This window comes from Planctobacterium marinum (genome assembly GCF_036322805.1).
GTDB lineage: Bacteria > Pseudomonadota > Gammaproteobacteria > Enterobacterales > Alteromonadaceae > Planctobacterium > Planctobacterium marinum_A.
The window spans coordinates 1334032-1359298 of sequence record NZ_AP027272.1 but is presented as its reverse complement, the minus strand read 5'-3'; the positions used below and the strand labels follow the sequence as shown (position 1 = coordinate 1359298).

At 44.5% G+C, this 25267-nt stretch carries 23 protein-coding genes; 12 read left to right on the top strand and 11 right to left on the bottom strand.

What is annotated here, in order from left to right; all coding sequences use genetic code 11:
- Window positions 1-321: 321 nt before the first annotated feature.
- From AABA75_RS06005 to AABA75_RS05990, 4 genes are all read left to right on the top strand, one after another.
- The gene (locus AABA75_RS06005) at window positions 322-2070 is read left to right on the top strand and encodes an EAL domain-containing response regulator (protein WP_338291652.1); all 1749 of its coding nucleotides are present in this window, start codon (window positions 322-324) and stop codon (window positions 2068-2070) included.
- 96 nt (window positions 2071-2166) lie between these two features.
- The gene (locus AABA75_RS06000; RefSeq protein WP_338291651.1) at window positions 2167-2373 is read left to right on the top strand and encodes a hypothetical protein; all 207 of its coding nucleotides are present in this window, start codon (window positions 2167-2169) and stop codon (window positions 2371-2373) included.
- Window positions 2374-2525: 152 nt separating this feature from the next.
- Window positions 2526-4271, top strand: coding sequence for a PAS domain S-box protein (locus tag AABA75_RS05995; RefSeq protein ID WP_338291650.1), 1746 nt, complete (start codon window positions 2526-2528; stop codon window positions 4269-4271).
- A 118-nt stretch (window positions 4272-4389) separates the two neighbouring features.
- The gene (locus tag AABA75_RS05990; RefSeq protein WP_338291649.1) at window positions 4390-4971 is read left to right on the top strand and encodes a cytochrome b; all 582 of its coding nucleotides are present in this window, start codon (window positions 4390-4392) and stop codon (window positions 4969-4971) included.
- 38 nt (window positions 4972-5009) lie between these two features.
- Here the strand turns inward: AABA75_RS05990 and dapE are convergent, their stop codons facing one another.
- On the bottom strand, window positions 5010-6245 hold the full coding sequence (dapE, locus tag AABA75_RS05985; protein ID WP_338291648.1) for a succinyl-diaminopimelate desuccinylase: 1236 nt from the start codon (window positions 6243-6245) through the stop codon (window positions 5010-5012).
- 124 nt (window positions 6246-6369) lie between these two features.
- Between dapE and AABA75_RS05980 the strand changes: the two genes are divergently transcribed.
- Window positions 6370-6540: a hypothetical protein gene (locus AABA75_RS05980; protein WP_338291646.1), complete on the top strand. Its 171-nt coding sequence runs from the start codon at window positions 6370-6372 to the stop codon at window positions 6538-6540.
- 42 nt (window positions 6541-6582) lie between these two features.
- Here the strand turns inward: AABA75_RS05980 and AABA75_RS05975 are convergent, their stop codons facing one another.
- From AABA75_RS05975 to AABA75_RS05965, 3 genes are all read right to left on the bottom strand, one after another.
- Entirely contained in the window at window positions 6583-7716 is a 1134-nt protein-coding gene (locus tag AABA75_RS05975; protein WP_338291645.1) for a sodium ion-translocating decarboxylase subunit beta, read from the bottom strand.
- A 13-nt stretch (window positions 7717-7729) separates the two neighbouring features.
- Window positions 7730-9514, bottom strand: coding sequence for a sodium-extruding oxaloacetate decarboxylase subunit alpha (oadA, locus tag AABA75_RS05970; RefSeq protein ID WP_338291644.1), 1785 nt, complete (start codon window positions 9512-9514; stop codon window positions 7730-7732).
- A 77-nt stretch (window positions 9515-9591) separates the two neighbouring features.
- Window positions 9592-9846 carry an oxaloacetate decarboxylase subunit gamma gene (locus tag AABA75_RS05965; protein ID WP_338291643.1) on the bottom strand — a complete coding sequence of 85 codons (255 nt, stop codon included), beginning with the start codon at window positions 9844-9846 and terminating at the stop codon, window positions 9592-9594.
- 334 nt (window positions 9847-10180) lie between these two features.
- On the opposite strand from AABA75_RS05965, the gene lepB reads away from it, so the two are divergent.
- From lepB to AABA75_RS05950, 3 genes are all read left to right on the top strand, one after another.
- Entirely contained in the window at window positions 10181-10837 is a 657-nt protein-coding gene (lepB, locus tag AABA75_RS05960) for a signal peptidase I (RefSeq protein ID WP_338291642.1), read from the top strand.
- A 146-nt stretch (window positions 10838-10983) separates the two neighbouring features.
- Entirely contained in the window at window positions 10984-11709 is a 726-nt protein-coding gene (locus AABA75_RS05955) for a hypothetical protein (protein ID WP_338291641.1), read from the top strand.
- A gap of 69 nt (window positions 11710-11778) precedes the next feature.
- Window positions 11779-11967, top strand: coding sequence for an NF038104 family lipoprotein (locus tag AABA75_RS05950; RefSeq protein WP_338291640.1), 189 nt, complete (start codon window positions 11779-11781; stop codon window positions 11965-11967).
- A gap of 24 nt (window positions 11968-11991) precedes the next feature.
- Here AABA75_RS05950 and AABA75_RS05945 read toward each other — a convergent pair whose 3' ends face one another.
- Window positions 11992-12357, bottom strand: a complete 366-nt coding sequence (locus AABA75_RS05945; RefSeq protein ID WP_338291639.1) for a response regulator — start codon at window positions 12355-12357, stop codon at window positions 11992-11994.
- Between the two features lie 351 nt (window positions 12358-12708).
- Here AABA75_RS05945 and aceK point away from each other — a divergent pair, with 351 nt between their 5' ends.
- Window positions 12709-14421 (top strand): bifunctional isocitrate dehydrogenase kinase/phosphatase, encoded by a 1713-nt coding sequence (gene aceK, locus AABA75_RS05940; RefSeq protein ID WP_338291638.1) that lies wholly within the window; start codon window positions 12709-12711, stop codon window positions 14419-14421.
- Between the two features lie 45 nt (window positions 14422-14466).
- Here aceK and AABA75_RS05935 read toward each other — a convergent pair whose 3' ends face one another.
- A complete protein-coding gene (locus AABA75_RS05935; protein ID WP_338291637.1) occupies window positions 14467-14868 on the bottom strand; it encodes an MAPEG family protein in 402 nt (133 codons plus the stop codon).
- Between the two features lie 79 nt (window positions 14869-14947).
- Here AABA75_RS05935 and AABA75_RS05930 point away from each other — a divergent pair, with 79 nt between their 5' ends.
- Window positions 14948-15856, top strand: a complete 909-nt coding sequence (locus AABA75_RS05930) for a 1-aminocyclopropane-1-carboxylate deaminase/D-cysteine desulfhydrase (protein WP_338291636.1) — start codon at window positions 14948-14950, stop codon at window positions 15854-15856.
- A 30-nt stretch (window positions 15857-15886) separates the two neighbouring features.
- Here the strand turns inward: AABA75_RS05930 and ppgK are convergent, their stop codons facing one another.
- The 4 genes from ppgK to AABA75_RS05910 all read right to left on the bottom strand — a co-directional run bounded on the left by ppgK (window position 15887) and on the right by AABA75_RS05910 (window position 18784).
- Window positions 15887-16687 (bottom strand): polyphosphate--glucose phosphotransferase, encoded by an 801-nt coding sequence (ppgK, locus tag AABA75_RS05925; protein ID WP_338291635.1) that lies wholly within the window; start codon window positions 16685-16687, stop codon window positions 15887-15889.
- A 95-nt stretch (window positions 16688-16782) separates the two neighbouring features.
- Window positions 16783-17262 carry a DUF192 domain-containing protein gene (locus AABA75_RS05920; protein ID WP_338291634.1) on the bottom strand — a complete coding sequence of 160 codons (480 nt, stop codon included), beginning with the start codon at window positions 17260-17262 and terminating at the stop codon, window positions 16783-16785.
- 43 nt (window positions 17263-17305) lie between these two features.
- Window positions 17306-17764, bottom strand: a complete 459-nt coding sequence (locus AABA75_RS05915) for a hypothetical protein (RefSeq protein ID WP_338291633.1) — start codon at window positions 17762-17764, stop codon at window positions 17306-17308.
- Window positions 17765-17767: 3 nt separating this feature from the next.
- Window positions 17768-18784: a 2-dehydropantoate 2-reductase gene (locus AABA75_RS05910; protein WP_338291632.1), complete on the bottom strand. Its 1017-nt coding sequence runs from the start codon at window positions 18782-18784 to the stop codon at window positions 17768-17770.
- 261 nt (window positions 18785-19045) lie between these two features.
- Here AABA75_RS05910 and AABA75_RS05905 point away from each other — a divergent pair, with 261 nt between their 5' ends.
- Both AABA75_RS05905 and AABA75_RS05900 read left to right on the top strand, forming a co-directional pair.
- Complete coding sequence (locus AABA75_RS05905) at window positions 19046-20410, top strand: DUF1566 domain-containing protein (protein ID WP_338291631.1); 1365 nt, start codon at window positions 19046-19048, stop codon at window positions 20408-20410.
- Between the two features lie 13 nt (window positions 20411-20423).
- Window positions 20424-20942: a DUF1566 domain-containing protein gene (locus AABA75_RS05900; protein WP_338291630.1), complete on the top strand. Its 519-nt coding sequence runs from the start codon at window positions 20424-20426 to the stop codon at window positions 20940-20942.
- A 79-nt stretch (window positions 20943-21021) separates the two neighbouring features.
- Here the strand turns inward: AABA75_RS05900 and AABA75_RS05895 are convergent, their stop codons facing one another.
- Complete coding sequence (locus AABA75_RS05895; RefSeq protein ID WP_338291629.1) at window positions 21022-25200, bottom strand: S8 family serine peptidase; 4179 nt, start codon at window positions 25198-25200, stop codon at window positions 21022-21024.
- Window positions 25201-25267: the final 67 nt, after the last annotated feature.

The following is a 25267-nucleotide window of genomic DNA, read 5'->3' as shown; positions in this document are numbered from 1 at the left end:
CAAGAGCCTTACTACTACTCAGGCAAACTGATGGCCTAAGACATTGTCGAAGGACAAAATGATACCATCTCCTATCTTTGCGTACGCTAAATCCTACATTTCCATCAGCAAACCTTAAATAGCAACAACCCTGGCGTGTGAGCAGTCAATGAAAAAAAATTAAATCATTAATATTCAATAACTTAAAATAAAATCAAGAAATAACCAAGCAGTTGCAAAATCCATGTTGCTGCAAATCCACACCCAGGCAAAGAGGTAAGTAATTTTTCCAACTCTAATTCTGCTAATCTTGATTTAAAGCGGTGCCATCAAAGCAGTAATATGGAAAATTTAGACATCAATAAAAAAGAGCAGGTTTCGGGCAGTCTAGAATCAGAGCCGAGTTATGTTTATGGCTGTAAAATATTGCTTGTAGACGATCAACCCATTACCACAGATATGTTAGAGGCGATGTTTAAACCACTTGGTTTTGATACCCTCGCCGTTAATGACAGTTTACTTGTTTTGGATGCATTGCAGGAGTTCGAAGCGGATTTGATCTTACTTGATGTGCATATGCCCCACAAAACCGGTCTCGAAATCAGTACAGAATTAAAAAACTCGAAACACTTAAGCCATATTCCCATTATATTGCTTACCGCTATGGATGATAAAAACGCGGTGGTAAAAGGACTGTCTTGTGGCGTTCAAGATTACGTGACTAAACCGTTCCACAAAGCGGAGTTAACAGCGCGAGTAATCAATAATCTTCGACTCAAAAAACAACAAGATTTCTGGCGTTTAAATCACAAATTGATAAGAGAACAATTTGACGTTTCAGGTTTACCGTTACAGTCAACCTTTCATCAATATCTGGAAAAATTTACTACTCATAGCCGAGAACCGCTGACCCTGGCTATCTTTAGCATCTACGCCTTTGACGAAATCGTCGCTTCGATGAAGAGCAGCAACATCAGAAGTACTATCAATACCACAATATACGAACGCCTTAACCAAAACGATTCAAGACAGATATTTGTCGGTAATTTGGGAGAAGGCAAGTTTGGGGTTTTATTTCTGCAAAACTCAAAGCAAATCAATGATGATTTAATGGAGTTACAAGAATGCCTCGAGAGATATATTTTGATCTCAGATAGTCGAATTAAACTCAAGGTTAATGTTGGTTTTTGTGTCAGTCGCTGTAACCCCGGAAACTGGCGTGAAATGCTGGAAAAAGCGGAAATTGCATTACTCAAAGCAAAACAGCCAGGTAGCCCCTCAATCGTAAAATACAGTCCAAAAAGTCATGGCGAATTAAACGATAAATGGTGGGTTTTACATTACCTCGATGAAGCTATCGAAAAAAATGAGATAACAGTACAGTTCCAACCACAATTTGACTTGTACAGTTGGGAATGCACGGGTTATGAAGCGCTTGCAAGATGGCATAGTAAAATGAGAGGTACCGTATATCCTGAAAAATTTATCCCGATTGCTGAGCAGCATGGGTTAATTGAAAGACTCAGTTTTCAAATCTTTGATCAGGCTTTGCGTTATTTACCTAAGCTACCCGGACCTAAAGTGGCCCTCAACATTTCACCTTTGCAACTGCATAATCCAGCTTTTCCCGTTTTGTTAACTGAATCATTGGAAAAACATGGGGTTAGCCTGAAACAGGTGGAGCTGGAACTAACCGAATCCAGCATGATGGATGAGCGACTTATTGGTGTAGTAGAACAATTAATGAAGATCGGTTACGAGGTAGTCATTGATGATTTTGGCACTGGTTACTCCAATTTAAGCATACTCACAAGATTACCCTTTTCTAAAATTAAAGTTGATCGCTCTTTAATCCGGCAAATACATGTTTGTCAGAAGTCCGAAGCGTTAGTTACTTCGATGGTTTCTTTTTGCACCAAATTTGGCATGAAAGTACTGGCAGAGGGCGTTGAAAACTCAGCGCAAGCAGACGTATTGAGAGCAATTGGTGTTGATGAAGTGCAGGGATTTTTATTCGGCAAGCCCAGAGCTATGCCTGCCAGCCCCCCGAAACGGAGCATCAAACATGTTGAGATTCCTTGCGTTCACTGACTTGTTCAGACAAAGATAAACGCCATTAATTAATTGAATTAAATCAATTTATGGGTAATATTAAATACCAAACTTAAAGATTAAACGGATTTAAGATTGAATATTAACGCCACACTTTATGGAAAGTTCGTACTGGTTTTGGCAATTGTCATGACAATCCTGTGTTACTACCTTGGCAGCCGCAAAACCCAAACTCCCAAACTCGTCGCAGCCATTGGTTGTGTAACCTGTTTATTTCCCCCATTGGCACTTGTTTACCTGGTTGTATTAGTGCTCAAAGATGATATTCGCGTCATTGAATAATAAGTTTTCGGTGACACCAGTGAAAGATGTTTATCGCTGGTTCACATGTCGTGGCTTAATCCTCAAAAAACAGTAACCACACGGAAAATGTACGGCTGAACTTTATCTTCATAACCCGCGTACTACTCTTATCTATTTGACAGAGAGCTGGTATGTTCAACTTATTCAACAACAACACCAATTTTACCGAACAAATTCTTGAACAAAGTATTGATGCTGTCATAGCCATTGATGAGCACAACTGCGTTATGTTTTACAATAAAGCGGCAGAAAAACTTTGGGGCTTTGCCCATCACGAAGTCATAGGTAAAAACGTGAAGATGTTGGTGCCTGTTGAACATCGTAGTAACCATGACAATTACGTCAACCGCCATCGTTCCACAAATCAAGATAAATTAGTGGGTACCACCCTCGATCTCTATATCGAAACCAAAGCCGGCCAGAAAATCTGGTGCTCATTGTCACTATCGAAATTCAAGGTGAATGGCAAGCAATGCTACTCGGCAATTGTAAAAGACATCACTAAAGAAAGAGAGCAAAAGCTACTGATCGACCAGACCCTTAACCAGTGTATTGACGGTGTGGTTACTATCGATGAAAACAACAACGTGGTTTTTTTCAATCCTGCTGCCGAAAAAATATGGGGTGTGAAAAAAGAGCAGGTATTGGGCAACAATGTCAAAATGCTGGTTCCTAAAGAGATCCGGCCTAGCCATGATGAAAAAGTGAACCGCAATCGCAGAACCGGCGAAAACAGAATTGTCGGTTCATCACGAGAATTGCCTATAGAAACGTTTGATAACCGCAACATTTGGGTTTCACTCTCTCTATCCAAAATCACCCTGGAGAGCAAAATTTTATACACTGCATTCGTAAGGGATATTACCGAAGAATTCAAAGCCAAAGAAGAAGTTAAACGACTCTCTCTGGTGGCCAACAATACCAGTAATGCTGTAATAATTACCGGTGCTAATGGCCTCGTGGAATACGTCAACCACGGTTTTTCAGATATAACAGGCTATACATTGGAAGACATTAAGGGCAAAAAGCCAGGAAGTTTGCTACAGGGTAAGCACACCGATGCAGATACCGTCGCCCGGATAAGTAAAAAAATTAAAGACAAACAGCCGTTATACGAAGAAATCCTCAACTACGACAAAAAGGGCAATTCCTACTGGATTTCATTAGCAATCGACCCGGTATTTGATGCAAATAACAACCTGACCAACTATGTCGCAATCCAGGCTGATATCGACAAGACCAAGCGCAGGTCACTGGAAAACGATATTAAAATGAATGCCATTAACGATAGCAGCTTAATGTTTGAAACCAATCCGCAGGGACTCATAACCTATGCCAATCAGCAGTTTCTCACAACATTGGGCTGTAGTGATAAAAACGCGGCCAACGAATTACTGGGCAATATCGCCAATCTCACAGGAGATGGAACATGGGCTGAGCTGGCAAAAGGGGAAGCGTTTAAATCCGACGTGAGCGTTAATACCTTATCAGGTAAAGAACTCAAGCTCACTTTAGAAGCGACTCCAATCACAGATGTTACCGGCAGCTTAACCAGCGTATTGATTTACGCAGAAGACATTTCCAGTAAAAATGCAGTGATCTCAGAAACTCATGAAGCCATGTCACAGGTACTGGATCGCATCAGCTCCATAGTACAATCAATTAATAATATCTCAAATCAAACCAACCTCTTAGCACTCAACGCGGCGATTGAAGCAGCAAGGGCGGGTGAAGCCGGTCGAGGTTTTGCTGTAGTGGCGGATGAAGTAAGAAACCTGGCCCAGAGCTCCACTGATTCTGCGGACCAAATCACCTCATTGATCGAAGAGACCAAAGGCCATGTTGACCAACTATCGCAGTATCTTGGAAATAGCTAGCGCAACCCCGGCCAATAATTCTACTTTTTAGATAAGATTAGCCGTTATTTTGCAATTTAATATCGATTAAGTTATCGATAGTATGAATCTGAACAAGGTGTTTTAGAGGGTTTAGGTTATGTCTTTGCGAAATTCTGACAACAACTACGGTTCCATTGCTAAGTGGATCCACTGGCTTACGGCATTGCTGTTTCTGGCGGCTTATATCAGTGTCTACTACCGACAGTGGTTTACTGAAGCGCAAACCCCAGAAAACTGGACAGCGTTGCAGTTGCACCTATCTTTTGGAGTTTCGATAGCAGTTATAGTGATTTTGCGTATAGTCTGGAAAGTGACGAATCCCTCGCCCGCACCAGAGCCCGGAACGGCGCTTGAGCATCTGGCGGCAAAGTTGGGACACATTGCCTTGTATGCCATCATGATCATCATGCCAATTACCGGTTATTTAGGTACAGGGGTTGCTACTGAGTTCTTTTATTTATTCGATATTCCCAGTTTTAAAGATACTGCGCTTTTTGCAGAAACCTTTGGCAAGTACATGGAATTTGCAGATTTTGAAAAGCCACTGGATTTTATTCACAAGGACATATTGGGTGCATGGCTTGTGTGGTTATTGATCGCCGGGCATGCTGGTGCAGCGCTATACCATCACTTTGTAAAACAAGACCGCACTCTCAAACGAATGACAACGGGAAAGTAGATGGTATGGATTAGCGTTGCCCACTGCGGGCAGCGCCACTAATCAAAAAGTAAACCTGATAGTAGATCGGTAAAAATATCTTCCAGTGTCACCAAATCAGAAATGTGAATGCGTTCATTAACCTGATGAATGGTTTTGTTAGGTACGCCCACTTCCACAACTTGAGTATGCTCACTGGCAAAAAAGCGTCCATCAGACGTGCCCCCAGCCGTAGATAGCACAGGAAAACGTCCGGTATTTTTGATTATGGCTTGCTCAACAGATTTGATCAGGCTATTTTGCTGATCAACATGGGTAAAATAGGGCACGCAAGGACGTTCCCATTGAATATCTGCACTGCTTACTACCGCTTCAATCCTCTCCTGAATCAACGCTTCCAGTGACGCCATACTGTACTCATGGCTGTAGCGGATATTAAAGCAAATACTGCAATTGGCAGGCACGATATTATCGGTGAAATCACCAGAATCAATGTGCGTAATTTGCAGGCTTGTTCCCGGAAAATCATCACTACCGGCATCGAAGTTTATGGAACTAATGGCATCGATTACCTTTGCCATTTTGTGGATTGCGTTGTCTGCATATTGCGGATACGCCACATGACCCTGTTTACCCTTAACCTGAATACGTCCGGAAATGGCACCACGTCTGCCCACCTTGATGGTATCACCTGTGGCCAACTTGGCCGTAGGCTCACCGATAATGACGCAATCCACGGATATATTGCGCTTATCCAGCCAGGCTTTGATCTCCTTACTTCCAAACTCCGCTTCGCCTTCCTCATCGCTGGTAATGAACCACATAAACTTCGCGTTAAGGTGGCGAGATAACCTCAATACTCGCTCTGATGCAGCTAGCATGGCGGCGACACCCGTTTTCATATCTGCAGCGCCACGGCCAATCAACTCATTGTCTATCACAACAGGCTCGAAGGGATCGCTGTGCCATTTTTCAACCGGACCAGGCGGAACGACGTCAGTATGTCCCGCGAATGCAATCACCCTTTCCCCCGCCCCGATTTCAGCTACCAGGTTTTTAACACCATTCACCTCAAATGGGTGGCATACAAATCCCAAAGAAGCGAGTTTTTCCATCAGCCAGTCCTGGCATCCTGCGTCTTTCGGGGTAATGGACTTCCTGGACATCAGCTCTAAGCTGTAAAGTATAGAGCGCGCATGCCCGGTCAATGACTGACCTGGCAGCCCACACAGCTCAGTTATATGGCTTTGTCGAGCAACAGTTTCTGACTTTTGCGGTGTAATCGGCATAGACATAAAAAAGCGATCCTGACATTAATAACCTCAGTATTAGAAAAAAAAGTCATTACAATCTCATTTCAGATATGTAAAACTTTTTTAAAAACAATCACTTTTTTTGTCATTAAACGAGGATAAGGTTTTGATTAAATTTTTGTTTTTGATCCCGTTGTTATTGTGCTTGGGTTGGTTTGTGTATCTTAAACACAATGGTTATACCCTGGAGCAGGGCAAAAAAGGTTTTATTTATATCCTGGTGATAAGTTCAACCATTGCACTGTTTTACGGATTGTTAATTCCCCTCACCCATTAAAAAAGGGAAGCCCAGCTTCCCCTTTTACCAATTAATTAAAAACTACGGCCCCACCAATGCCAGCAAAATACCTGCAGCTACGGCTGACCCCAATACACCAGCCACATTTGGCCCCATTGCATGCATTAATAAAAAGTTGTGTGGATTGGCTTCCAATCCAACCTTGTTAACCACTCGTGCCGCCATTGGCACAGCCGATACACCAGCCGCGCCTATCAGAGGATTGATTTTGTCTTTACTCAATCGTCCCATTAGCTTGGCCATCAGTACCCCGGCCGCGGTTCCAATTGAAAACGCCACAGCCCCCAACGCAAGAATGGCTAAGGTTTGGGAAGTTAAGAACTGATCAGAAGAAAGCTTTGAGCCCACTGCTAATCCCAGAAAGATGGTGGTGACGTTGATCAATTCGTTTTGTGCAGTTTTACTCAGTCGCTCTACCACACCGCTTTCCCGCATCAGGTTACCCAAGCAGAACATACCCACCAGCGGAGTCGCCGTTGGTAAAAACAAAATGGTCAAGCCAAGCACTGCCAGGGGAAAAATTATTTTTTCACGTTTGCTGACAGTGCGCAGTTGCCGCATTTCAATCTTGCGTTCTTCCGGCGTGGTCAGCGCCTTCATAATCGGCGGCTGAATGATGGGAACCAATGCCATGTAGGAATAAGCCGCCACTGCAATAGCTCCCAGTAAATGATCTGCTAGTTGAGATGCCAAAAAGATGGCTGTCGGACCATCAGCACCACCGATAATGGCAATGGCCGCGGCTTCCTGAAGCGTAAAACTCAATCCGGGCACCAGATTCAACAAAATAGCACCAAACAGGGTAGCAAAAATTCCAAATTGCGCTGCAGCCCCTAGAAGTAACATGCGTGGATTAGCGATCAACGCGCCGAAGTCGGTTAAAGCCCCAACTCCCATAAAGATTAATAACGGAAACACCGTTGAGCCGATGCCCACTTCGTAGACGTAATACAACAAACCGCCGGGCTCGGTAAAGCCGCCCAATGGGATATTGGTTAGTATTGCGCCAAAACCGATAGGCAGTAGTAGCAAGGGTTCATATTTTCGAGCGATGGCCAGGTACAACAGCAAAACGCCGACGGCCATCATCAGTATTTGCCCTGGCTCAAAATTAGCCAGAGCAGTGGTTTGCCATAAGATTTGTAACTTTTCCATGGAGCCTGCTTCCTCAGCTAAAACTTAGCAAAGGCTGCCCGGCTTGCACGGCATCACCTTCTTTCACCATAATATTGGCAATCGTACCAGTGTTAACTGCCCGCACCTCCGTTTCCATTTTCATCGCTTCCATAATCAATACCACATCACCAGCATTGACGGACTGTCCAGCAGCGACGTTAATTCGCACGATATTACCGGCTAGAGGTGCATTCAGCGGCTCGCCTCCTGATGCTGCAACCGGTGTCTGAATCTCCTGAGCTGGCGCAGCAGCTGGGCTGGGGGCAACGTCCGTTAAGCTGCCATCAGGCGCAACTTCCACACGGTAGACTTTGCCGTCAACGCGAACGGCATAGGCTTCGGCCGTTCCACTACCAGAAACCACATTTGTTGGTTCTGCTGCGGGTTCGTTGCCGGGTGCTGGTTCAAAAGCATCCGGATTATTACGATTTTCCAGAAATTTTAATCCCACCTGAGGGAATAATGCGTAAGTCAATACGTCATCAACTTTCTGCTCAGCTAATTGTATGTTTTTGTCACTGGCAAGTTTATCCAGTTCGGTTTCTAATTTTTGTAATTCAGCTGCAATGAGATCCGCAGGTCGGCAGGTAATCGCTTCTGCACCGTCTAAAACTCGCGCTTGAAGCTCAGCGTTTACTGGGGCAGCTGTTGCACCATACTCTCCTTTAAGCACCCCCGCTGTTTCTTTGGTAATACTTTTATATCGCTCTCCGGTCAGTACATTAAGTACTGATTGGCTACCAACGATTTGGGAGGTGGGTGTAACCAGAGGGATAAAACCAAGATCCTCGCGAACTTTAGGAATTTCCTTGAGTACCTCGTCTAATCTATCTGCGGCACCTTGCTCTCGCAATTGGTTTTCCATGTTGGTTAACATGCCACCGGGCACCTGCGCTATCAAAATTCGCGAATCCACGCCCTTCAAACTACCTTCGAATTTGGCGTACTTTTTCCTGACATCGCGAAAATAAGCCGCTATCTCTTCCAAAAGAGTCAGATCTAACCCAGTGTCACGCTCCGTGCCTTCGACAATAGAAACCATAGTTTCGGTGGCACTGTGGCCATAAGTCATACTCATGGAAGAAACCGCCGTATCGAGCATATCAATGCCGGCGTCGATAGCTTTTTGATAGGTTGCAGTGCTTAAACCTGTTGTAGCATGACACTGCATAGCAATGGGTACGGCAACGGTTTCCTTGAGCTGAGAGACCAACTCTTCACACTCGTAAGGTTTCAGCAAACCTGCCATGTCTTTGATACAAATTGAGTGTACGCCCATATCCTCCAACTGTTTAGCCATATCCAGCCACAATGACAATGTGTGCACCGGGCTAACAGTGTAAGAAATAGTACCTTGCGCGTGGGCACCAACCGAAATCGCAGACTTAATCGCGGTCTGCAAGTTGCGGATATCATTCATAGCATCAAAAATGCGAAATACATCAACACCATTGTGATGAGCCCGCTCAACAAATTTCTCCACCACATCGTCAGCATAGTGGCGATAACCCAACAGGTTTTGACCGCGCAAAAGCATTTGTTGCTTTGTATTTGGCATTGCCGCTTTTAACTTGCGAATACGCTCCCATGGGTCTTCCCCCAAATAACGTATGCAAGCATCAAATGTCGCGCCCCCCCATGATTCCATGGACCAATAGCCAACCTGATCAAGTTTTGGTGCGATGGGTAACATGTCTTCAAGACGCATACGAGTGGCCAGCAAAGACTGATGAGCGTCTCGCAATACCAATTCCGTTAAGGCCAGCGGTTTAGCCATAATTATTTCCTCTTCAACAAATGATGCAGTTTATTTTTATGCCTTTGGCATATTGAGCGTCGTTGATGCTTTATTTTTTATTGTTTTTTATTTCGATACTGGTGCACTGCAGAACTTATTGCCGCTACGACTTGCGGACTAATCGCCTCTGCTTGAGTCCCCGATACTTGAGGTTTGATTTGGGTTTCTGGTGCGTCGGGCAGCTTGTTACACAACCACTCAATAAGATGAATGGCGCCGATGAGTATTGTTAAAAAAACAAATACGACGGCCATCCCCACCAGGAGTAATCCCGCAGCATCAAGTAATACTGAATAAATATCGTCTGTCATAGAAAACTGTTCTTTTTACACCAAACCTGAATAATAACCAGACAATCGTCTGAAACACAAACTCAAACTGCACAAAAAACAACCGCAAATCGACTTTTTATGCACTTTTTTAGCATAAGTAATCGCAAGCGAATATTTAATGTAAACGGCTTTTTGTGCCTTCCTAAAATGAGTCTAGGACTGCCTTCTGGGTTTCGCAACAAGCTGACAGGTAAACGAGAGATACTGGCGATTCTGTTTTAAATATTTTGTAACAGCTCTGCAAGTAATAAATTGAAACTCTGCATTACTATTGTTAGTCGTAACCAGTGTAAAAAAACTAACAGGTAAGTGAATGAACAAACTCAATGCAATATGGCAGGAAAATAAACTATTTTTATTGTTTATCGGTTTAATGGTGATGTTTCGCAGTGCGGTGGCTGATTGGAACCACGTACCAACCGGCTCAATGCAACCCACCATTAAAATCGGCGACCAAATATTGGTGGATAAACTCGCCTACGACATTCGCTTGCCTCTAACTCACGTTTCACTACACAAGCTTAATGACCCGGAGAGAGGCGATGTCATTATTTTTGATTCCAAAGTATCTGATAAACGTTTGGTTAAACGCGTTATTGGCGTCCCCGGTGATAGAGTAGCAATGAAAAACAATCGACTCTTTGTCAACGGTAATGCGCTCAAATACACCGCTGTTTCTGAGCAGGGTGGTTTTAAAGTGCTAAATGAAGTCCTCGGGGAAACAACTCACAAAATAAGAATAAGAAATGCCAATACCAGAGCTTCTAATTTTGCTGAGGTGACAGTCCCGTCCGGGCACTACCTGGTGTTAGGCGACAACAGAGATAACAGTGCCGACTCTAGAGCAATCGGATTTATACCTCGCAATGAGATTGTCGGTAAATCAGAAACTGTGGCTTTTTCTTTAGATTACGACAATTACTATTTACCACGCAGCCAGCGAGTCATCTCTCCGCTAGATGAAACGTAAGTTCATCCGTCGACATCATTTTCTATACCGGGCCCTAAACAGGGCCTTTCTTTTAATGCTAAACTGCACCGCAGTTATCTTTAAACTTGTTGTTAGAAATGCGCCTGTGTGCAATCAAATACCTTAGTGTGGGTTTTTTATGGTTTTTGTGGACATTCTCCGCTAATGCGATTCCACAAGACACACAATCTCTTGAGGCGGAAACATTTGTCTTGGGCGTACAGAACTTCGATTTTTTCCCCCACTATAACTTTACCGACCAAAATAAAAACTCATTACTGGAAGAAGTGCTCGCCCTGTTTGAGTTAAAAACAGGTATTAAGTTGCGAGCTGTTGCTTTACCTACCAAGCGCTTGGAATATGCTTTTTTTGAAAGCAAAGAAGTGGATCTGATTTATCCTGCTAATAAACGCTGGTACAAGGATAAACCAGGCGCAGTGCACTACAGTAACTCTTTGGTGACTTCTATTTCCGGCACTATGGTGATTGAAAAAGGATTACCACTGAAAAAGATCCGCGCCATCAGTATTCCCTTTGGCTTCACTCCGGTAAAATGGAACGAAGAGCAAGATGCCAGACAAGTTCAAATATTTGGCGTGCCAGATGCCAAAATGGCGATGCAAATGGTGGTAAACCATCGAGTACAGGCTGCGGATGTAGAATACAATGTCGCTGAGCACCTCAATCTTCAATACGGTTATGATTTGGTACTAGACACCAACCTGCCGTTATCAAACCCTGAGTTTCAATTTGCCAGTATTAAACACCCACAGCTTATCACCTTATTGAATCAATTTCTGGCTGAAAATAAGGATGAGATCGCTACCATTAAACGTCAGTTATATATTAAAGAGTCGATTGCGTCGCTATAGTAGCCTTGCTCCTTGCAAGTACTCCCCCATTAGCGATACATTGCCGACGTTACAAGGAGAATAATAATAATGAAGCCATTCCATCTCTTAATACTTGTTATAATTTTTTCTATTAATTTGACTGGCTGTGTCGCTGTAGCTGTTGTGGATGCTGCAGTAGGCGTTACTACCACCGTAGTGGAGGGCACTGTTGACGTTGTTGATGCAGTCACGCCAGATGTGTTTTCAGACGATGATGATGAAGACAATGAAGATTAAGAAGAAGACGACGAATAATAGTATTTAGTACAAACCGTACATTTGCAGCGATTCTAAAAGCTTTTCCTGAGAAACGGGTTTTTTAATGAAATCCAAAGCTCCCAGTCCCAAAACTCTGTCACGCATCTTAGGTTGCACATCGCCAGAGACAACAATGACAAAAACTTCAATTCGCTCTGCTCGGATCGCCTCTAATACTTCAACCCCATCCATAACAGGCATGGTCAAATCCAGAAACAGAATAGTTATGGGTTTGGCCCTTAATAGTTCCATAGCCTCTTGACCGTGGCTCGCCATGTGGATCTCGGCGGCTAAGCCGTCTGGCAAACTGCGCTCTACCGATTTTCGACCAAGTTTCGAATCATCACAGATTAAAACGGGGAAACTCATACCTTATCAGGACTTCCATTATTGATTTATACCAATTCCAGTAAACATTTACTCTCCTCAGTGGGAGATGAAAAGCATTTAGGCAAGGCGGTTGTTTGCAGGTCTAGTGGGCCTAAATCAAAAACATCCAACACGGTATAAATGCTTTTAAGCCCCATCGAAGACGCGCCTCAGCAACATTATTTCTTTGTTGTGCGAAGCTCACAAGACCACCAGTATTCTTTCATTCGCACGCCTCGAACTAATGTCCCTGAGGCTGCGCTGAGTGTGCAAATATTTACTGGAATTGGTATTATTACTATTATTGTCAGCAAATAGATGGACTGCGTTAACATACCAGCGGATTCTGACATGTCAATCAAGCAAGTAACCAATCAACAAATTGCCTACGAAATTCTGAAAGGATTTGAAAAGAGCTTCAGACTTTACAATCGCATCACTTCAGACGCCAAGAAACGCTTTGAAACCTCCAAATGGCGTGCTTGTCAGCAAGCCTCTCGTGACAGAATCTCGCTTTACGAGAGCATACTCACAGAGACAGTCGCGCAAATATACACGCTTTTTCTGCCACAACAGCAATCCCCTGAATTCTGGCGCAGCTTAAAACAGGATTTCGTTGTTCTGTTAGATGATCATCCGCAATTTGAATTGGCAGAGACGTTTTACAACTCAGTAATTGGACGAATATTCAAACATCAAAGAATCGACGATAGCATGATGTTTGTGTTGCCCAGTCGCTGCTATTTATCAGGGGTTAACAGGCCTCGTGTGATCAATATTTTTGATACCGATAAAACGGTTAAATCAACACTCCAGCAGATGTTCACTCACTACCGGTTTAATGTGCCGTTCGAAAACTATCAACGAGACTTACATAACCTCACAAGCACGATTAAAGCGCGCCTCAGCTTCGAGCAACTAACCCAGGTTAAGCGTGTTGAAATGCTGCAATCTGAGTTTTTCCGTGGCCGTGCAGCTTACCTTGTAGGCCGCATCTGTTTTGAAGATGACTACAAGCCCTTTGTCGTGGCCTTATTGATGAGTGAAGCCGGTGAATTATATGTCGATGCCCTACTCACGGAAAAACGCGATTTGAGTGTCTTGTTTGGCTTTGCTCGTGCTTATTTTATGGTAGACACCCAATATCCAGCTGAAGTGGTGGCTTTTTTACAAGAGCTGTTACCCAACAAAAAGCATTTTGAACTCTATACCGCTTTGGGCTTTTATAAACATGGTAAAACCGTGTTTTATCGAAATTTCCTCCAGCACCTTGAAGAATCTGATGACCAGTTTGAGATCGCTCCCGGCATCAGAGGTTTGGTGATGATGTGCTTTCACCTGCCCTCTTACGGCGTAGTGATCAAAATCATCAAGGACGAGTTTGCAGAAAGTAAAAAAATCACCCGGCAGCACGTAATTGACTGCTATAAATTGGTTAAATCACATGACCGCATCGGTCGCATGGCAGATACCCATGAATTCGCTAATTTCAGACTACCCAAACACCGAATTCATCCCGATTTATTGCAAGAGCTGCAGGATACTTGTGGCAATAGCATTGAAATACTGGAAGACGAGGTACTCATTAAGCACCTCTACATTGAACGAAAAATGACGCCACTGAATATTTACCTTGCCAATGAAACCGACCCGGACAAAATACGCAACGCGATATTAGATCTCGGTTTGGCAATCAAACAAATTGCAGCAGCCAACATCTTTCCCGGTGATATGTTGCATAAAAACTTCGGCATTACCCGTCATGGCCGAGTGATTTTTTACGACTACGATGAAATTTGCTACATGTCGGAGCGCAATTTCCGCAAAATTCCGCAATCGGACGATCCTTACGCTATGGATACCTTATCAGTGGCACCCAATGATGTGTTTCCGGAGCAGTTCGAACACTTTATTGTTGGCAAGCGAGAATTAAAAGCGATATTCAAGGAACTGCATGCCGACCTATTTACCCCCGAATATTGGCAAAATGTGCAAAAACAGGTGGCCAATGGCGATATTATTCACGTTATCCCCTATCCGGAATCGGATAAATTTCAACGATGATATCTTTCAGCAAAAATAGCAATTAAAACTAAATAAGATAGAGCTTTACCAGGTAGCTACCATTGCCATGGCTTGCCATAACATTAGTAGTGAGATGATAAAGCCAACGCCCCAAAACAGACTGCGTAATACGTGCTGATCTAACCAATACATCAGCAAATAACAAAAACGCGCAAATACAAACCCCATGGCATAGTATTCAGTCAACTGGGTGACGGCGTCCACTGCGACCACTGCCAACGCACCAGGAATATACATGATTAATGCCTCAAAACTATTGTAATGGGCGGCTTTACAGCGCGCTCCAAAACCTTGTAATTGGTCTTGCTGTTGTCTGGGATTACGATTGTCGTAGCCTTTGAGTTTGTGCATTTCCAGTGCCAAAGGCGCCTTAGCCAAAATGGGCATAAGCGTCGCGAGGAATAAACTGATTAAAACAATTTCCATAATAAAACAGGTCTCAATTTGAATAATGTTAAGCTAAGACTTAGCATACTCCTGAATCTCAACCGCCGCCACCAAGGTTATGCCCACAACAGCGAGTCTCAGCTTTACACTTCCTTCGCCTTTAACACTTTTGCCAGCAGAGCTATTTGGATGTGATGACGTGCACATTCAGGTTAAACGCGACGACCTCATCCATCCGATTGTATCCGGTAATAAATGGCGCAAATTACAGGCGCTGTTTTCTCCCTGGCCACAAGGTAAATACCGCGGTATCGTGAGTTTTGGCGGTGGCTTTTCTAATCATTTACACGCACTGGGTTATATGTGTAAACAATACAACATCCCTTTTATTGCAATGGTCAGGGGTGACTATCGCGATAATCTGTCGCCCATGCTAAAAGATTTAAGTGCCTGGCAGTCTGATATCCGCTGGCTAACCAAACAACAATACAAGCAGCGGCAAAACCACAACTGGCTGAGCACGCAAATAGAGCAGCTTGAAGATTATTGCGTTGTCCCTGAAGGCGGCTCTGGTCAGCAAGTGCACTCGGGGATGACACAGCTCGTTCAGGAATTACCAGAAACACTGGATGAGCTTATTTGCCCGGTAGCCAGCGGTGGTACGCTGGCTGGAATAATTCAGGCAATGTGGCAGCTGAAGCGTACAACTCGCGTGACAGGCATCGCCGTACTGAAAGGCCAAAACTACCTGGAAGATTTGGTGGCAGCTTGTGTCACAGCCCCCCCTGCTATGCGTCACCCATGGCAGATAATGCATGAATTTCATCACGGTGGTTATGCAAAAAGCAATGCCGAGCTGGAGCAATTTTGTCGGCAGTTTAGTGAAAAAAGTACCATCCCTGTAGAGCCAGTGTATAGCGGCAAGCTATTTTTTGCTCTGCAACAGCTGCTAAATCAAGGCTATTTTAAACCACAGAGTAAAGTCGCAATACTGCACACGGGCGGTTTACAAGGGGCCAGAGTGTAAAAACCAATAATAAAAGCCCCTTTTCAAAGCTTACTGTGCCTTCTGTCGCTTCGCTAAACGGGCTTTACGGGCAATAGCTTGCTGGCGTTTTCGCTCGGTATCGGCATAAACAGCCGCACCAATAATGCCGGCCTCATTGAGTAAAGAGGCGGCTACTACCGGCGTTTTTACTGTAAGCTGTGATTCAAATTTATCCATCTTCTTGCTGGCACCTCCGCCTAGGATAAAAAGATCTGGCCAAAACAGGGCTTCCATGGTGCTCAAGTAGTGATTAAAACGTGGCGCCCAATGTTTCCACTTTAACTCTTCCCTTTTTCGGGCAGAATCTGCTGCGTAACGTTCTGCCTCATGGCCATTGTCCAGGTGAATATGCCCAAGCTCAGTATTAGGTAACAGCTCACCATTGGTGAATAGTGCAGTTCCCAATCCGGTACCAACAGCAACGAAGATGACAATGCCTTCTTTATAATCTTTACCTTTGCCCAACTTAAACTCAGCCATACCTGCTGCATCAGCATCATTGACACAATAGACGTCACACCCGGTGGCTTTGGCAAAGAGCTTTTCAATATTGGTATCAATAAAGGCATCATCGACATTTGCCGCAGTTTTGGCCACACCGTGCTGTATCGCTGCAGGGAAACCACAGCCGATAGGGCCCTTCCAGTTGAAATGACTCACCAGTTCATTGATGGTAGCAGCAACCGCTTTAGGTGTTGCCGGTTGCGGAGTGGGTATCCGATGACGCTCCGTCAGCATTTCTCCGCTAACCGTATCTACAATGGCCCCTTTAATACCAGAACCACCAACATCAACACCTAAAATTCGCATAAAGCTTCCTTATATCGTTATCAGATCTGAATACAAATATCTTTGTTAAAGAGTACAAGGTTTAACTGAATTCGCAAATTCAATGGTAAGCACTTCTACTGAATTTCCTCAATCGTTCCAGTCTCGAGCACTTCAATGCTATTTCCCTCCTTGACGCCATTTGCAGCGAACCAGCCCTCGTTCATTTCAAGCGCATAGAGCACGGGCTTAGAGCTGGGTACTGAGGTCAAATCCAGTGGCTGCATTTGCTTGATATCTACAATTTCTCCATTCTTTTTAAAAAACGCCACATCCAGAGGAATGAAGGTGTTTTTCATCCACATAGAAATTAACCTTTCCCGGTCGAATTTAAATAACATGCCACACTGCTGGCAAAGCTCAGTACGATACATCAAACCACGGGCTCGCAGTTCCCATGTATCGGCGTATTCAACCTGAAATTTTTGGCCATTAATTAGCAATACAGCTCGTTTGAACTGGACGTCCTGTGAAATGAGCTCTTGTGCCGACAGTGGTAAAAAAACCCACAATCCCAACAACACCATCATCATCAAGAAACTGGACTTGCGCATCATATTTACACCTGTATACGTTTTAATATGTAGAAAATCGTTGTTATTATTGCTCACTAACATCTATCTGCTCTTGCAAGTATTCCAAGCGTACCTTATCACCGTACCGAATACCTTCAACAAATGGACAGAGCACTTCCAATAGTTGGTCATTGTGAAAGTGTTGAGTTTTGGTCTCTGGATGCGGGTAATGCACATACCCTCTCATTGATATTTCTCCGAACACGAGCTTACACTCTGCAAATGAAAAGGTTTCGGCATTAAACCCCGCTATCCATTCTACCTTTTCAAAAATGTGAGAGGGACGCAGCATTTTAAATTTATGGGGCGTAATGGCGACGTTTAATGTTCCGGGAAAACACTGGCTCAGATCCAGCCCTAGCTCTCTGAAAAATGGCATCTGCAAAGGGATGCTGCCATCGGGATAGGGGCTGTCTTTCGCTTTCCCGGAAGCCACTTGATGACCTTGTACTATTATACCTGCAACAGACTTCCATTGTGCCATTGATTATTCACCTGACATTGTGGTTCGAGTTAGTTTCAGTAAGTCTTTGCCGTTTATTCCTGATTGGCGCTGACCAGATTCCACTTCTTTAATGAGACGAGTAATGGCTCGGTTCGCCGGTGCTTGCATACCTTGAGATTCGGCCAGACGAGCCACGGCACCGTTGAGAAACTCAACTTCTGTCTTTCTTCCCCCTTGGACATCCTCCCACATGGAAGAGCGAGCCTTAGGATCAATCGCCAACATTTTTTGGGCTACGAGTTTAAACAGCCAATCAGGTAACTTTAGCAGTCTTGGTATCATACCCGGTGATACAGCAGTGAGTTTAGCCAGCTCAATATTCCTGTCTCGACAATAGGCCAATAATTCCAACTGGCATTGCGCTAACACAAGCCGATAAGGGCGCTGCTCTAACTGTGCTTTTAAAGGGATATTCGAAAGCGCGTTGATGGCGTTATTTAAATTTAACAACAGCTTACCCCACACGATGGCGGTCAAATTTTCATTCAGTTCACAACCCAAACCGTAAGCTTGCCACGCTTGCTGCAAAGGCATCAGGCTGGAGTGAATAGGCAAATGTAATGCACCTTCCGTGGCGCGATGAAAACGAGCGCCCTGTGACTGCACCACATTAAACGGAGTAATGCCAGTCAATACTTTGTGATTTGGCAAAGCTTGTTGCACCAATTCAACAGCGCCGACGCCGTTTTGCATACACACAATTAAAGCCGAAGGTGAGGCAAATTGCCGCAGTTCTGAAATTGCCGAATCGATAGCGGTGCATTTTAGTGTTATCAGAATCGTATCCGCTGTGCTAAGCACCTCTGGTGTGGTGATGAAAGGCACATCTTTAACGCAGTCATTGCCACCTTCATAATCAGATAAATAAATACCACCTGCCGATTCAATTTCATCTTGAAGCCGTCGCCGTCCCAGCAAACAAACATTAATCTGATGCTGGTACAAAATGGCACCAATATAGCAACCGATAGAACCGGCACCGTAAATTACTGTTTTCAACTTCGCTCCTTAGTCATTTCCAGGAAGCATGACTCACCATTAAATTTTTACCAAGATACCACGCTTAAGCGAATTCATTTAACGTTTCATTCTCACCATCTGCTTTTTTCGGTAGAGTAATATTATGTTTTTGAGTGACTTTTTTGATTCTAAGGTGAATAAATTTTTATCCACAAACGTTAAGCTACAAGGAACAGCAAAAACCTCAACCCCACTTTAATTCTCAAAAGAAAAGACAGTTCAAATAAAAGGAGAAATTAATTGAACAGACTTACCAAACATTTAACTATTTTAATTGCCTCTATCCTGCTTTTTTCCTGCAGTTGGGACGGAGAAGATCCCAGAGAAAATCGTCTACCTCGAATCGCTGCAATCCCCCTAACCCAAATAAATGAAGGCGAAGCAGTCACTATTGAGATTGAAATTACCGATCCAGACAACGACGAGTTCGAAATTAGCTGGCAACAAATATCCGGTCCAACAGTTGAATTGGCAGGGCACAACACGGATACCCTCTCGTTTACTGCCCCCTCTGTCACACTTGCACAAAATATGGTTCAGCTAGAGTTCGAAGTTTCGGTGAGTGATTTCGATGTTGTGCCAACAACCGCAACAGCTTCTGTTGAAGTTTTTGCCACCGAGTCTTCGCCTTTGATGTCCTTTGATTCAGACACCATTGTCACCTACCCGGTGAAAAAGGCCATTTTAGATTGTGAGGTATCCGATATTGATGGACAAATCGACATAATATCCATTACTTCGACTCAAGGAGACAGCTTCGATTTTGAGGGGTGTCCAGTGCATCTTGATCTGAGGGGCTTTGAGCCGGGCTCAATGCCGCAATTTATAGCGCAAGTCACAGACGACGATGGCCTGACAGATGAGGCGAGCCTCACTATCCAATTGTTGGCTTTACCCAAAATCAGTGATACCGGCATTTCCACCTGTATTGATGAAGTTGCACCAGGATTAACGAATGCTTCTTCCGGTCTTGATTGCTCCAAAGAAGTTGACGATGAAGGAGATCGAATCCCCAAAGGCCAGGACGGACATACCGGCTTGTCTGCACGTCGATATAATTTGTTGCACGATGGTTTTCAATACACCAAGCTAGACGCTGCAGGAAATGAATTATCGGACGAGGCGACAACCTGGTCCTGTTTGAAAGATGAGGTAAGCCAATTAGTATGGGAAGTTAAGAGCAATGATGGTGGGTTGCAAGACATCGATAACACTTACGCTTGGTTTCCGAATCAAACAATGCGGGAAGCTGGCGTAGAAGGAACCGAATCAGCTGGAGTTTGTACCCTTGAAAGTTGCAACACTACTGCTTATGTCAGTGCCATCAATGCAATAGCACTATGCGGTCGGAGTGACTGGGATTTGCCCAGCATCAACGAACTCAATAGTCTTGTAAATTATGGAAAAATATCTCCGGCTATATCCAGCGACTGGTTTATCAATGAAGGCATGGGCCAAAACGTTTGGTCGAACACCCCTGTTATTCCAACCGACCATTTTTCAGGTTTTATTAAAATAGCTCAATTTCAATCAGGAAATATTTCTATGTATCATCATAGCGATGCTTTGAAAGTTCGTCTGGTTAACCGTAACTTTACGCAATAAGGATTTGCCCAACATGAATAAACTGACAACTTTATTATTTGCACTGCTATTCAGCCAGTCGACTCAGGCACAATGGCGACAAACATGCTTAGATGCTGTACCAGCATCTACGCCCACGGAACAATTTATCATGCACGATAATGGTACGGTAACCGACACCCGTACCAATTTGATGTGGCAAACCTGTCTCTACGGCGAAACCTATGCCAATGGTACTTGCAACCCTGTCGGCGTTATTGCCTACTGGAATGAAGCATTGGATATTGCAGAAAACGCTCAATACGCAGGTTATGATGACTGGCGCCTGCCAAACATCAAAGAGTTGTTGAGCATAGTTGAAAACCAGTGCGTAGATCCCGCCATGAACCTCAGCGTTTTTCCTGGTGCATCAGGTACGGCGCTGTGGAGTTCATCCCCATTTAATGACAGTAATGAAATCTGGTTTGTCTTTATGAATAGTGGCGATACCTGGCATGACGGTGAAGAATACGAGCCATACGCCTTCAAATTGGTACGAGACGCAAATCCATAGAGCGAAAATAATTTCATTAAAAACCCAAAAGACTAATCCAGAGAACGCGATGCTTGTAGCATCGCGTTCTCAGATAAGGTTACTCTTTAATCGCTATATAGAGTTCCCTGACGTTGGCACAAGAAAAACGTATCAGTAATGCCAATGCGATTAACCCCAACAGCCAATACAGACTTCCTCCTGAAGAACGCGGCTTTTCGACAGTAATTTCTATTGCTTGTGCTGCACTGCTCGCTTGCCCGTCATCTGCGCTCACTGCAAATCGAAACAGGGTATCTTCAGTGACATCTGGTGCAGTAAATTCAAACCCCTGTTCGTTACTTGCTATGGGTACTATCAATCCAGCAGTCTGAACAATGGAAAAACTGAGCGCATCACCATCCACATCAATAGCCTGCGGAGCTATCACCACAGTTTGCCCTGCACTGACAGTTTGTGGCGAGAAAGCAGCGAGTTCAGGGGCATCGTTAACGGCTAAAACACTAATATTTACTCCAACTTCAGCTGAATAATGGCCAGCCCCATCAGCGATGCGATAGGTAAAGACATCCTCGCCGAAAAAGTCTGCTTCAGGCTGATAAACCACCTGTCCCTCATTAATCGAAACGGAGCCATGAGATGCACCATTTAGCACTTCGATTGAATTAGCATCCAATCCTCCGGTCGCTTCGACCCTTGCTGTTGATATGGCTTTATGAGCTTGGTGCAATTGTAATTCAGAGCTAAGGGTAACGGCGCTGAAGCTAATATCATTGGCCATGACATCAATCGTCACGCTGCTATCTTCTGCCACTTCAAGAAAATCCTCCTGTGCATAATCTTGTCCGTTGACAAGTGCAAGCTCAGTGTGAATTTGTACTTCTCCCTCTTCGATGGCAAGTAGCTGCAATGCCATACCGGATGTGGGCACAGTGCCGATGGCCGGTGAGGACTCATCGTAAAAGTAATAACTGTTGCCAATCGTACCGTCGCTATTTTCCGCACCGACAGTCAAAAATACCGGCGTTTCTGGGATAGCAATATAATTGAACCAGATGTTGTCGCTGTTTTCCTGAATAATGATCTGAAAAGTAAAACCAGCGCTTTGCGCTTCTTCCGTATCAGGGATAGCTGGTTCATCATCTCCAGAAAAGCCGTCTCCCGGAAAATCATCCCCTCCCTCCCCAAGTTCATTCGGATTGTAAAGCGCCACATTATCCCACTCTACTACGAGATAATTAATATCGTCTATTACCCTTACAGCAGCGCGCAAATACCCAGTACCAGTATCCCCTGGCAGGTTGTCATCTAATAAATCAAACTCCGTCCAGAACGGCGCAATGATGTTATTGAGATTATCAGACTGGGGGAAATGCTGGTTAAACAAAGCGGTAAAGAAACCAAAGTTTTTACTGCCAGGAACTGCGAAACCGTTATCTGATATTGTCAAAGTTTGGTAGTCATCGCCGTTAAACCGAAAATCAAACTCTACGATGGTGTTAAAGCCATTACAGCCATCTTGGCAAGGTAATGGCGCCACATCGGCGTCAGACAGCGTGAAGTCATCCCACAACGCCTGCTGCTGCAAAATCATGCTGCCAGGCTGCAAGGTTCCCTGCCAGTACAATGATTTTCCATCTTCAGACAGCGTTAATTCGGTGGTTTCAGCATTGTCCAGGGAAATACTTGAAGATCCCGTCACAAAGCGAGCATTCTCAGGTGCACTTAAGGTGGCATTAGCTTGTGAACTGGTGCTGATATTACGGATACGAGTGGTAAATTCGATGTCATTTTGACTTTGTAAATCATTACCATCGTAACTTACCAATAAACTGCCCTCATCGCTGCTATCATTGGCATAGATAACCACTGGCATGTGTTGCTTCTCACCATCGGTATTGGTTGCTGTGAGCCTGCCAAATACCCATTTGTCATACAATCTATGTTCAGGATTAGCCCTTGTGGCATCTACCATGATACTGATATCTGCACTGTCGTTTTCCTCCCCGATTGCCGCCAGAGTAATGCTTTCTGGTGATACCTGCCCTCGTGTTTCTCCATCAAAAAAATCGATTTCCAATTGCCATTGCTGGGGTTCATCAGTTTCATTATTCAAAGTGTTTTGATAACTACAGCTACCAATGCAAGCTGGAGAAGACCATGAAGGCGAAGCGAAACGCAACCGACTATTAAGAGCAGCAAAGGTGTCCAGGCGCCCGGCCCCCTGCTGAAACGCGGTGGCAAGCTCGACACCAAGTCGAGTTTCGGTAGCACTGGTGGACATCAAAGCTGATTTTATTTGCGCGGGTGACCAGTTTGGGTATTGCTGTTTTAACAACGCTGCCGCTCCAGCTACCTGTGGTGACGCCATACTGGTGCCGGTAAGCATGGCAAATACCGGCGAAGAATCAACGCTGCCACTTCGGAACCCACCCGGTCCATCCGGAAAAGGATTAAATACAAATTCATCGGGAGAATAAGCAGATAAAACATGGGTACCCGGCGCAGCTAAATCAGGTTTGAGTACGCTTGGATCATTATTTGGCCCCGTAGAGCTGAACGGGTTGACTATGTCTACATATTGACTCTCAATACCCTGCTCAGCTTCGTGGCTAATATGCAAAGTGTAATCACCCTCATATGCATCATCAAAAATCAGATTACCATTTTCTCTGGACAGCCCGAACACAGGAATACTGTATTGCCCTTCAAACGGAATAAAGGGTTCGTAAGTCCCCATGCCAAAGGCCCCCGCTTGATAAATTAACACTGCTTCGCCACCGCCATTTTTGATGTTATTGGCCACCTCTTCCACTGTGCAAAACGGTCGGTAATCCACCAATACAATGGCTCCCGTAAAATAATCGGTATCCAATGCCCCACATCCAGTATCATCCAGCGGACTGAGGCTGTTTAGAGACATGAGGTTAAGTTGCAGTGGCGCTTGCAATTGATCGTTGTTGCCCTGATACGCGAGAAAACTCTTGTCATTGACCTCCAGGCGATGGCCGATAAAGCGACCGTGGGTGGTATTGGCCACCGCGATACCAGATTCGATGCAAGCAGGGCAATTAATGGTGGCTCCCGGATGTCCTGTATTGCCAGCCGCATTAACCACTACAATCCCGGCCGCCTCAGCACTGGCAAACACCTGATTGTAGATAGACGCAGCCGGGTCTTCACCACTGCCTGCCCCCCAAGAGTTATTGATCACATTTGCACCGTCTAAGACAGCGAGTTCAAGAGCTTGCAGCAACATGGTATCCGTACCAAACGCAACGCCCAAATCGCTCATATACAGAGCTTTATAAACCATTAATTGTGCGCCGGGAGCGACTCCCGATATATCCAAATTGGCCTTATTGAATTCAATATTCACAGGGTTACCCGCAGCGATACCGGCAACATGGGTACCGTGACCATCAAATCCCAAGGGCGTTAAGTATTCGCCAGAGTACACTTGCATACCATGTTGAGCGGGATCGATGGCACGGGCCACCACTAGTTTGTTATTGCAAAATTCTGGATCACCTCCGGTAGCTCGGCAATAATCGGGGTTGTCAGTTAAGTGAGTATTATCGGACAAGTCTACTGCTGCAAAACCCGTATCATCAAACATGGGGTTTTCAGGCCGGATCCCGGTATCAACCACGGCAATTTTAATGCCTTTACCCGCTTCACTTTGCCCACCAACGGACTGCCATGCCTGAATAGTTTGGGTAACCTGGTGGCTGGCATCTAAATCCAGATAACGTTTTCTGACGGGATAAACAGCCTTTACTTCAGGTTGAGCACGAAGGTTATTTATCTGCGCAGCATCGAGTTCAACCTGAGCGCCATTGAACAATACTTGATGTAATGTATGAACCTTCATTTCAGAGACTTGTGAGCTAATCCGGGCAAGTACAGACTTTTGTTTGGTCTGCAGCTGTTTTTTAAGAGACTGTGCAGCTGAGCCAGACACGCCTTGTTGCTTTGCTAGTGAATTAGCACTGCGAGCCAAACTTTTAGCTACTGGTGCCTCAAAGAACTCCACCAAAAAACGATTGGCAAGCAGATCTGCTGGCCTGTTATTAGCGCGCCATTGAATGGTTTTCTGAGTTGTTTGTGGTTTATTGGAAACTACAGATTGGACTAAGTTTTGTTGTTGTAGTTTCACCGGCAGTAACTGCTGGTGCGTTTTGGCAGCGCTTGCAGGCGTTGCAAAGGCTGCGGCACTTGAAAGCAGCGTGCTAATTAACAAATACCTGAATCGGTTAACTGTGATGTATTTATTCATTGTTTTGTTCCTGAAAATTTCCCTCAGGCAAAATTATGAACAAACACCTTGATTAAAGACTCGCCAT

Excerpts from the sequence above, each read along its gene's own strand:
- AABA75_RS05995 (WP_338291650.1), top strand. The coding sequence starts at position 2,526 with ATGTTCAACTTATTCAACAACAACACCAATTTTACCGAACAAATTCTT.
- dapE (WP_338291648.1), bottom strand. The coding sequence starts at position 6,245 with ATGTCTATGCCGATTACACCGCAAAAGTCAGAAACTGTTGCTCGACAA.
- AABA75_RS06005 (WP_338291652.1), top strand. The coding sequence starts at position 322 with ATGGAAAATTTAGACATCAATAAAAAAGAGCAGGTTTCGGGCAGTCTA.
- ppgK (WP_338291635.1), bottom strand. The coding sequence starts at position 16,687 with ATGCGAATTTTAGGTGTTGATGTTGGTGGTTCTGGTATTAAAGGGGCC.
- AABA75_RS05945 (WP_338291639.1), bottom strand. The coding sequence starts at position 12,357 with ATGAGTTTCCCCGTTTTAATCTGTGATGATTCGAAACTTGGTCGAAAA.
- AABA75_RS05920 (WP_338291634.1), bottom strand. The coding sequence starts at position 17,262 with ATGATGCGCAAGTCCAGTTTCTTGATGATGATGGTGTTGTTGGGATTG.
- AABA75_RS05935 (WP_338291637.1), bottom strand. The coding sequence starts at position 14,868 with ATGGAAATTGTTTTAATCAGTTTATTCCTCGCGACGCTTATGCCCATT.
- AABA75_RS05930 (WP_338291636.1), top strand. The coding sequence starts at position 14,948 with ATGCCCACAACAGCGAGTCTCAGCTTTACACTTCCTTCGCCTTTAACA.
- AABA75_RS05895 (WP_338291629.1), bottom strand. The coding sequence starts at position 25,200 with ATGAATAAATACATCACAGTTAACCGATTCAGGTATTTGTTAATTAGC.
- AABA75_RS05990 (WP_338291649.1), top strand. The coding sequence starts at position 4,390 with ATGTCTTTGCGAAATTCTGACAACAACTACGGTTCCATTGCTAAGTGG.
- AABA75_RS05975 (WP_338291645.1), bottom strand. The coding sequence starts at position 7,716 with ATGGAAAAGTTACAAATCTTATGGCAAACCACTGCTCTGGCTAATTTT.
- AABA75_RS05900 (WP_338291630.1), top strand. The coding sequence starts at position 20,424 with ATGAATAAACTGACAACTTTATTATTTGCACTGCTATTCAGCCAGTCG.
- aceK (WP_338291638.1), top strand. The coding sequence starts at position 12,709 with ATGTCAATCAAGCAAGTAACCAATCAACAAATTGCCTACGAAATTCTG.
- AABA75_RS05915 (WP_338291633.1), bottom strand. The coding sequence starts at position 17,764 with ATGGCACAATGGAAGTCTGTTGCAGGTATAATAGTACAAGGTCATCAA.
- AABA75_RS05950 (WP_338291640.1), top strand. The coding sequence starts at position 11,779 with ATGAAGCCATTCCATCTCTTAATACTTGTTATAATTTTTTCTATTAAT.
- AABA75_RS05965 (WP_338291643.1), bottom strand. The coding sequence starts at position 9,846 with ATGACAGACGATATTTATTCAGTATTACTTGATGCTGCGGGATTACTC.
- oadA (WP_338291644.1), bottom strand. The coding sequence starts at position 9,514 with ATGGCTAAACCGCTGGCCTTAACGGAATTGGTATTGCGAGACGCTCAT.
- lepB (WP_338291642.1), top strand. The coding sequence starts at position 10,181 with ATGAACAAACTCAATGCAATATGGCAGGAAAATAAACTATTTTTATTG.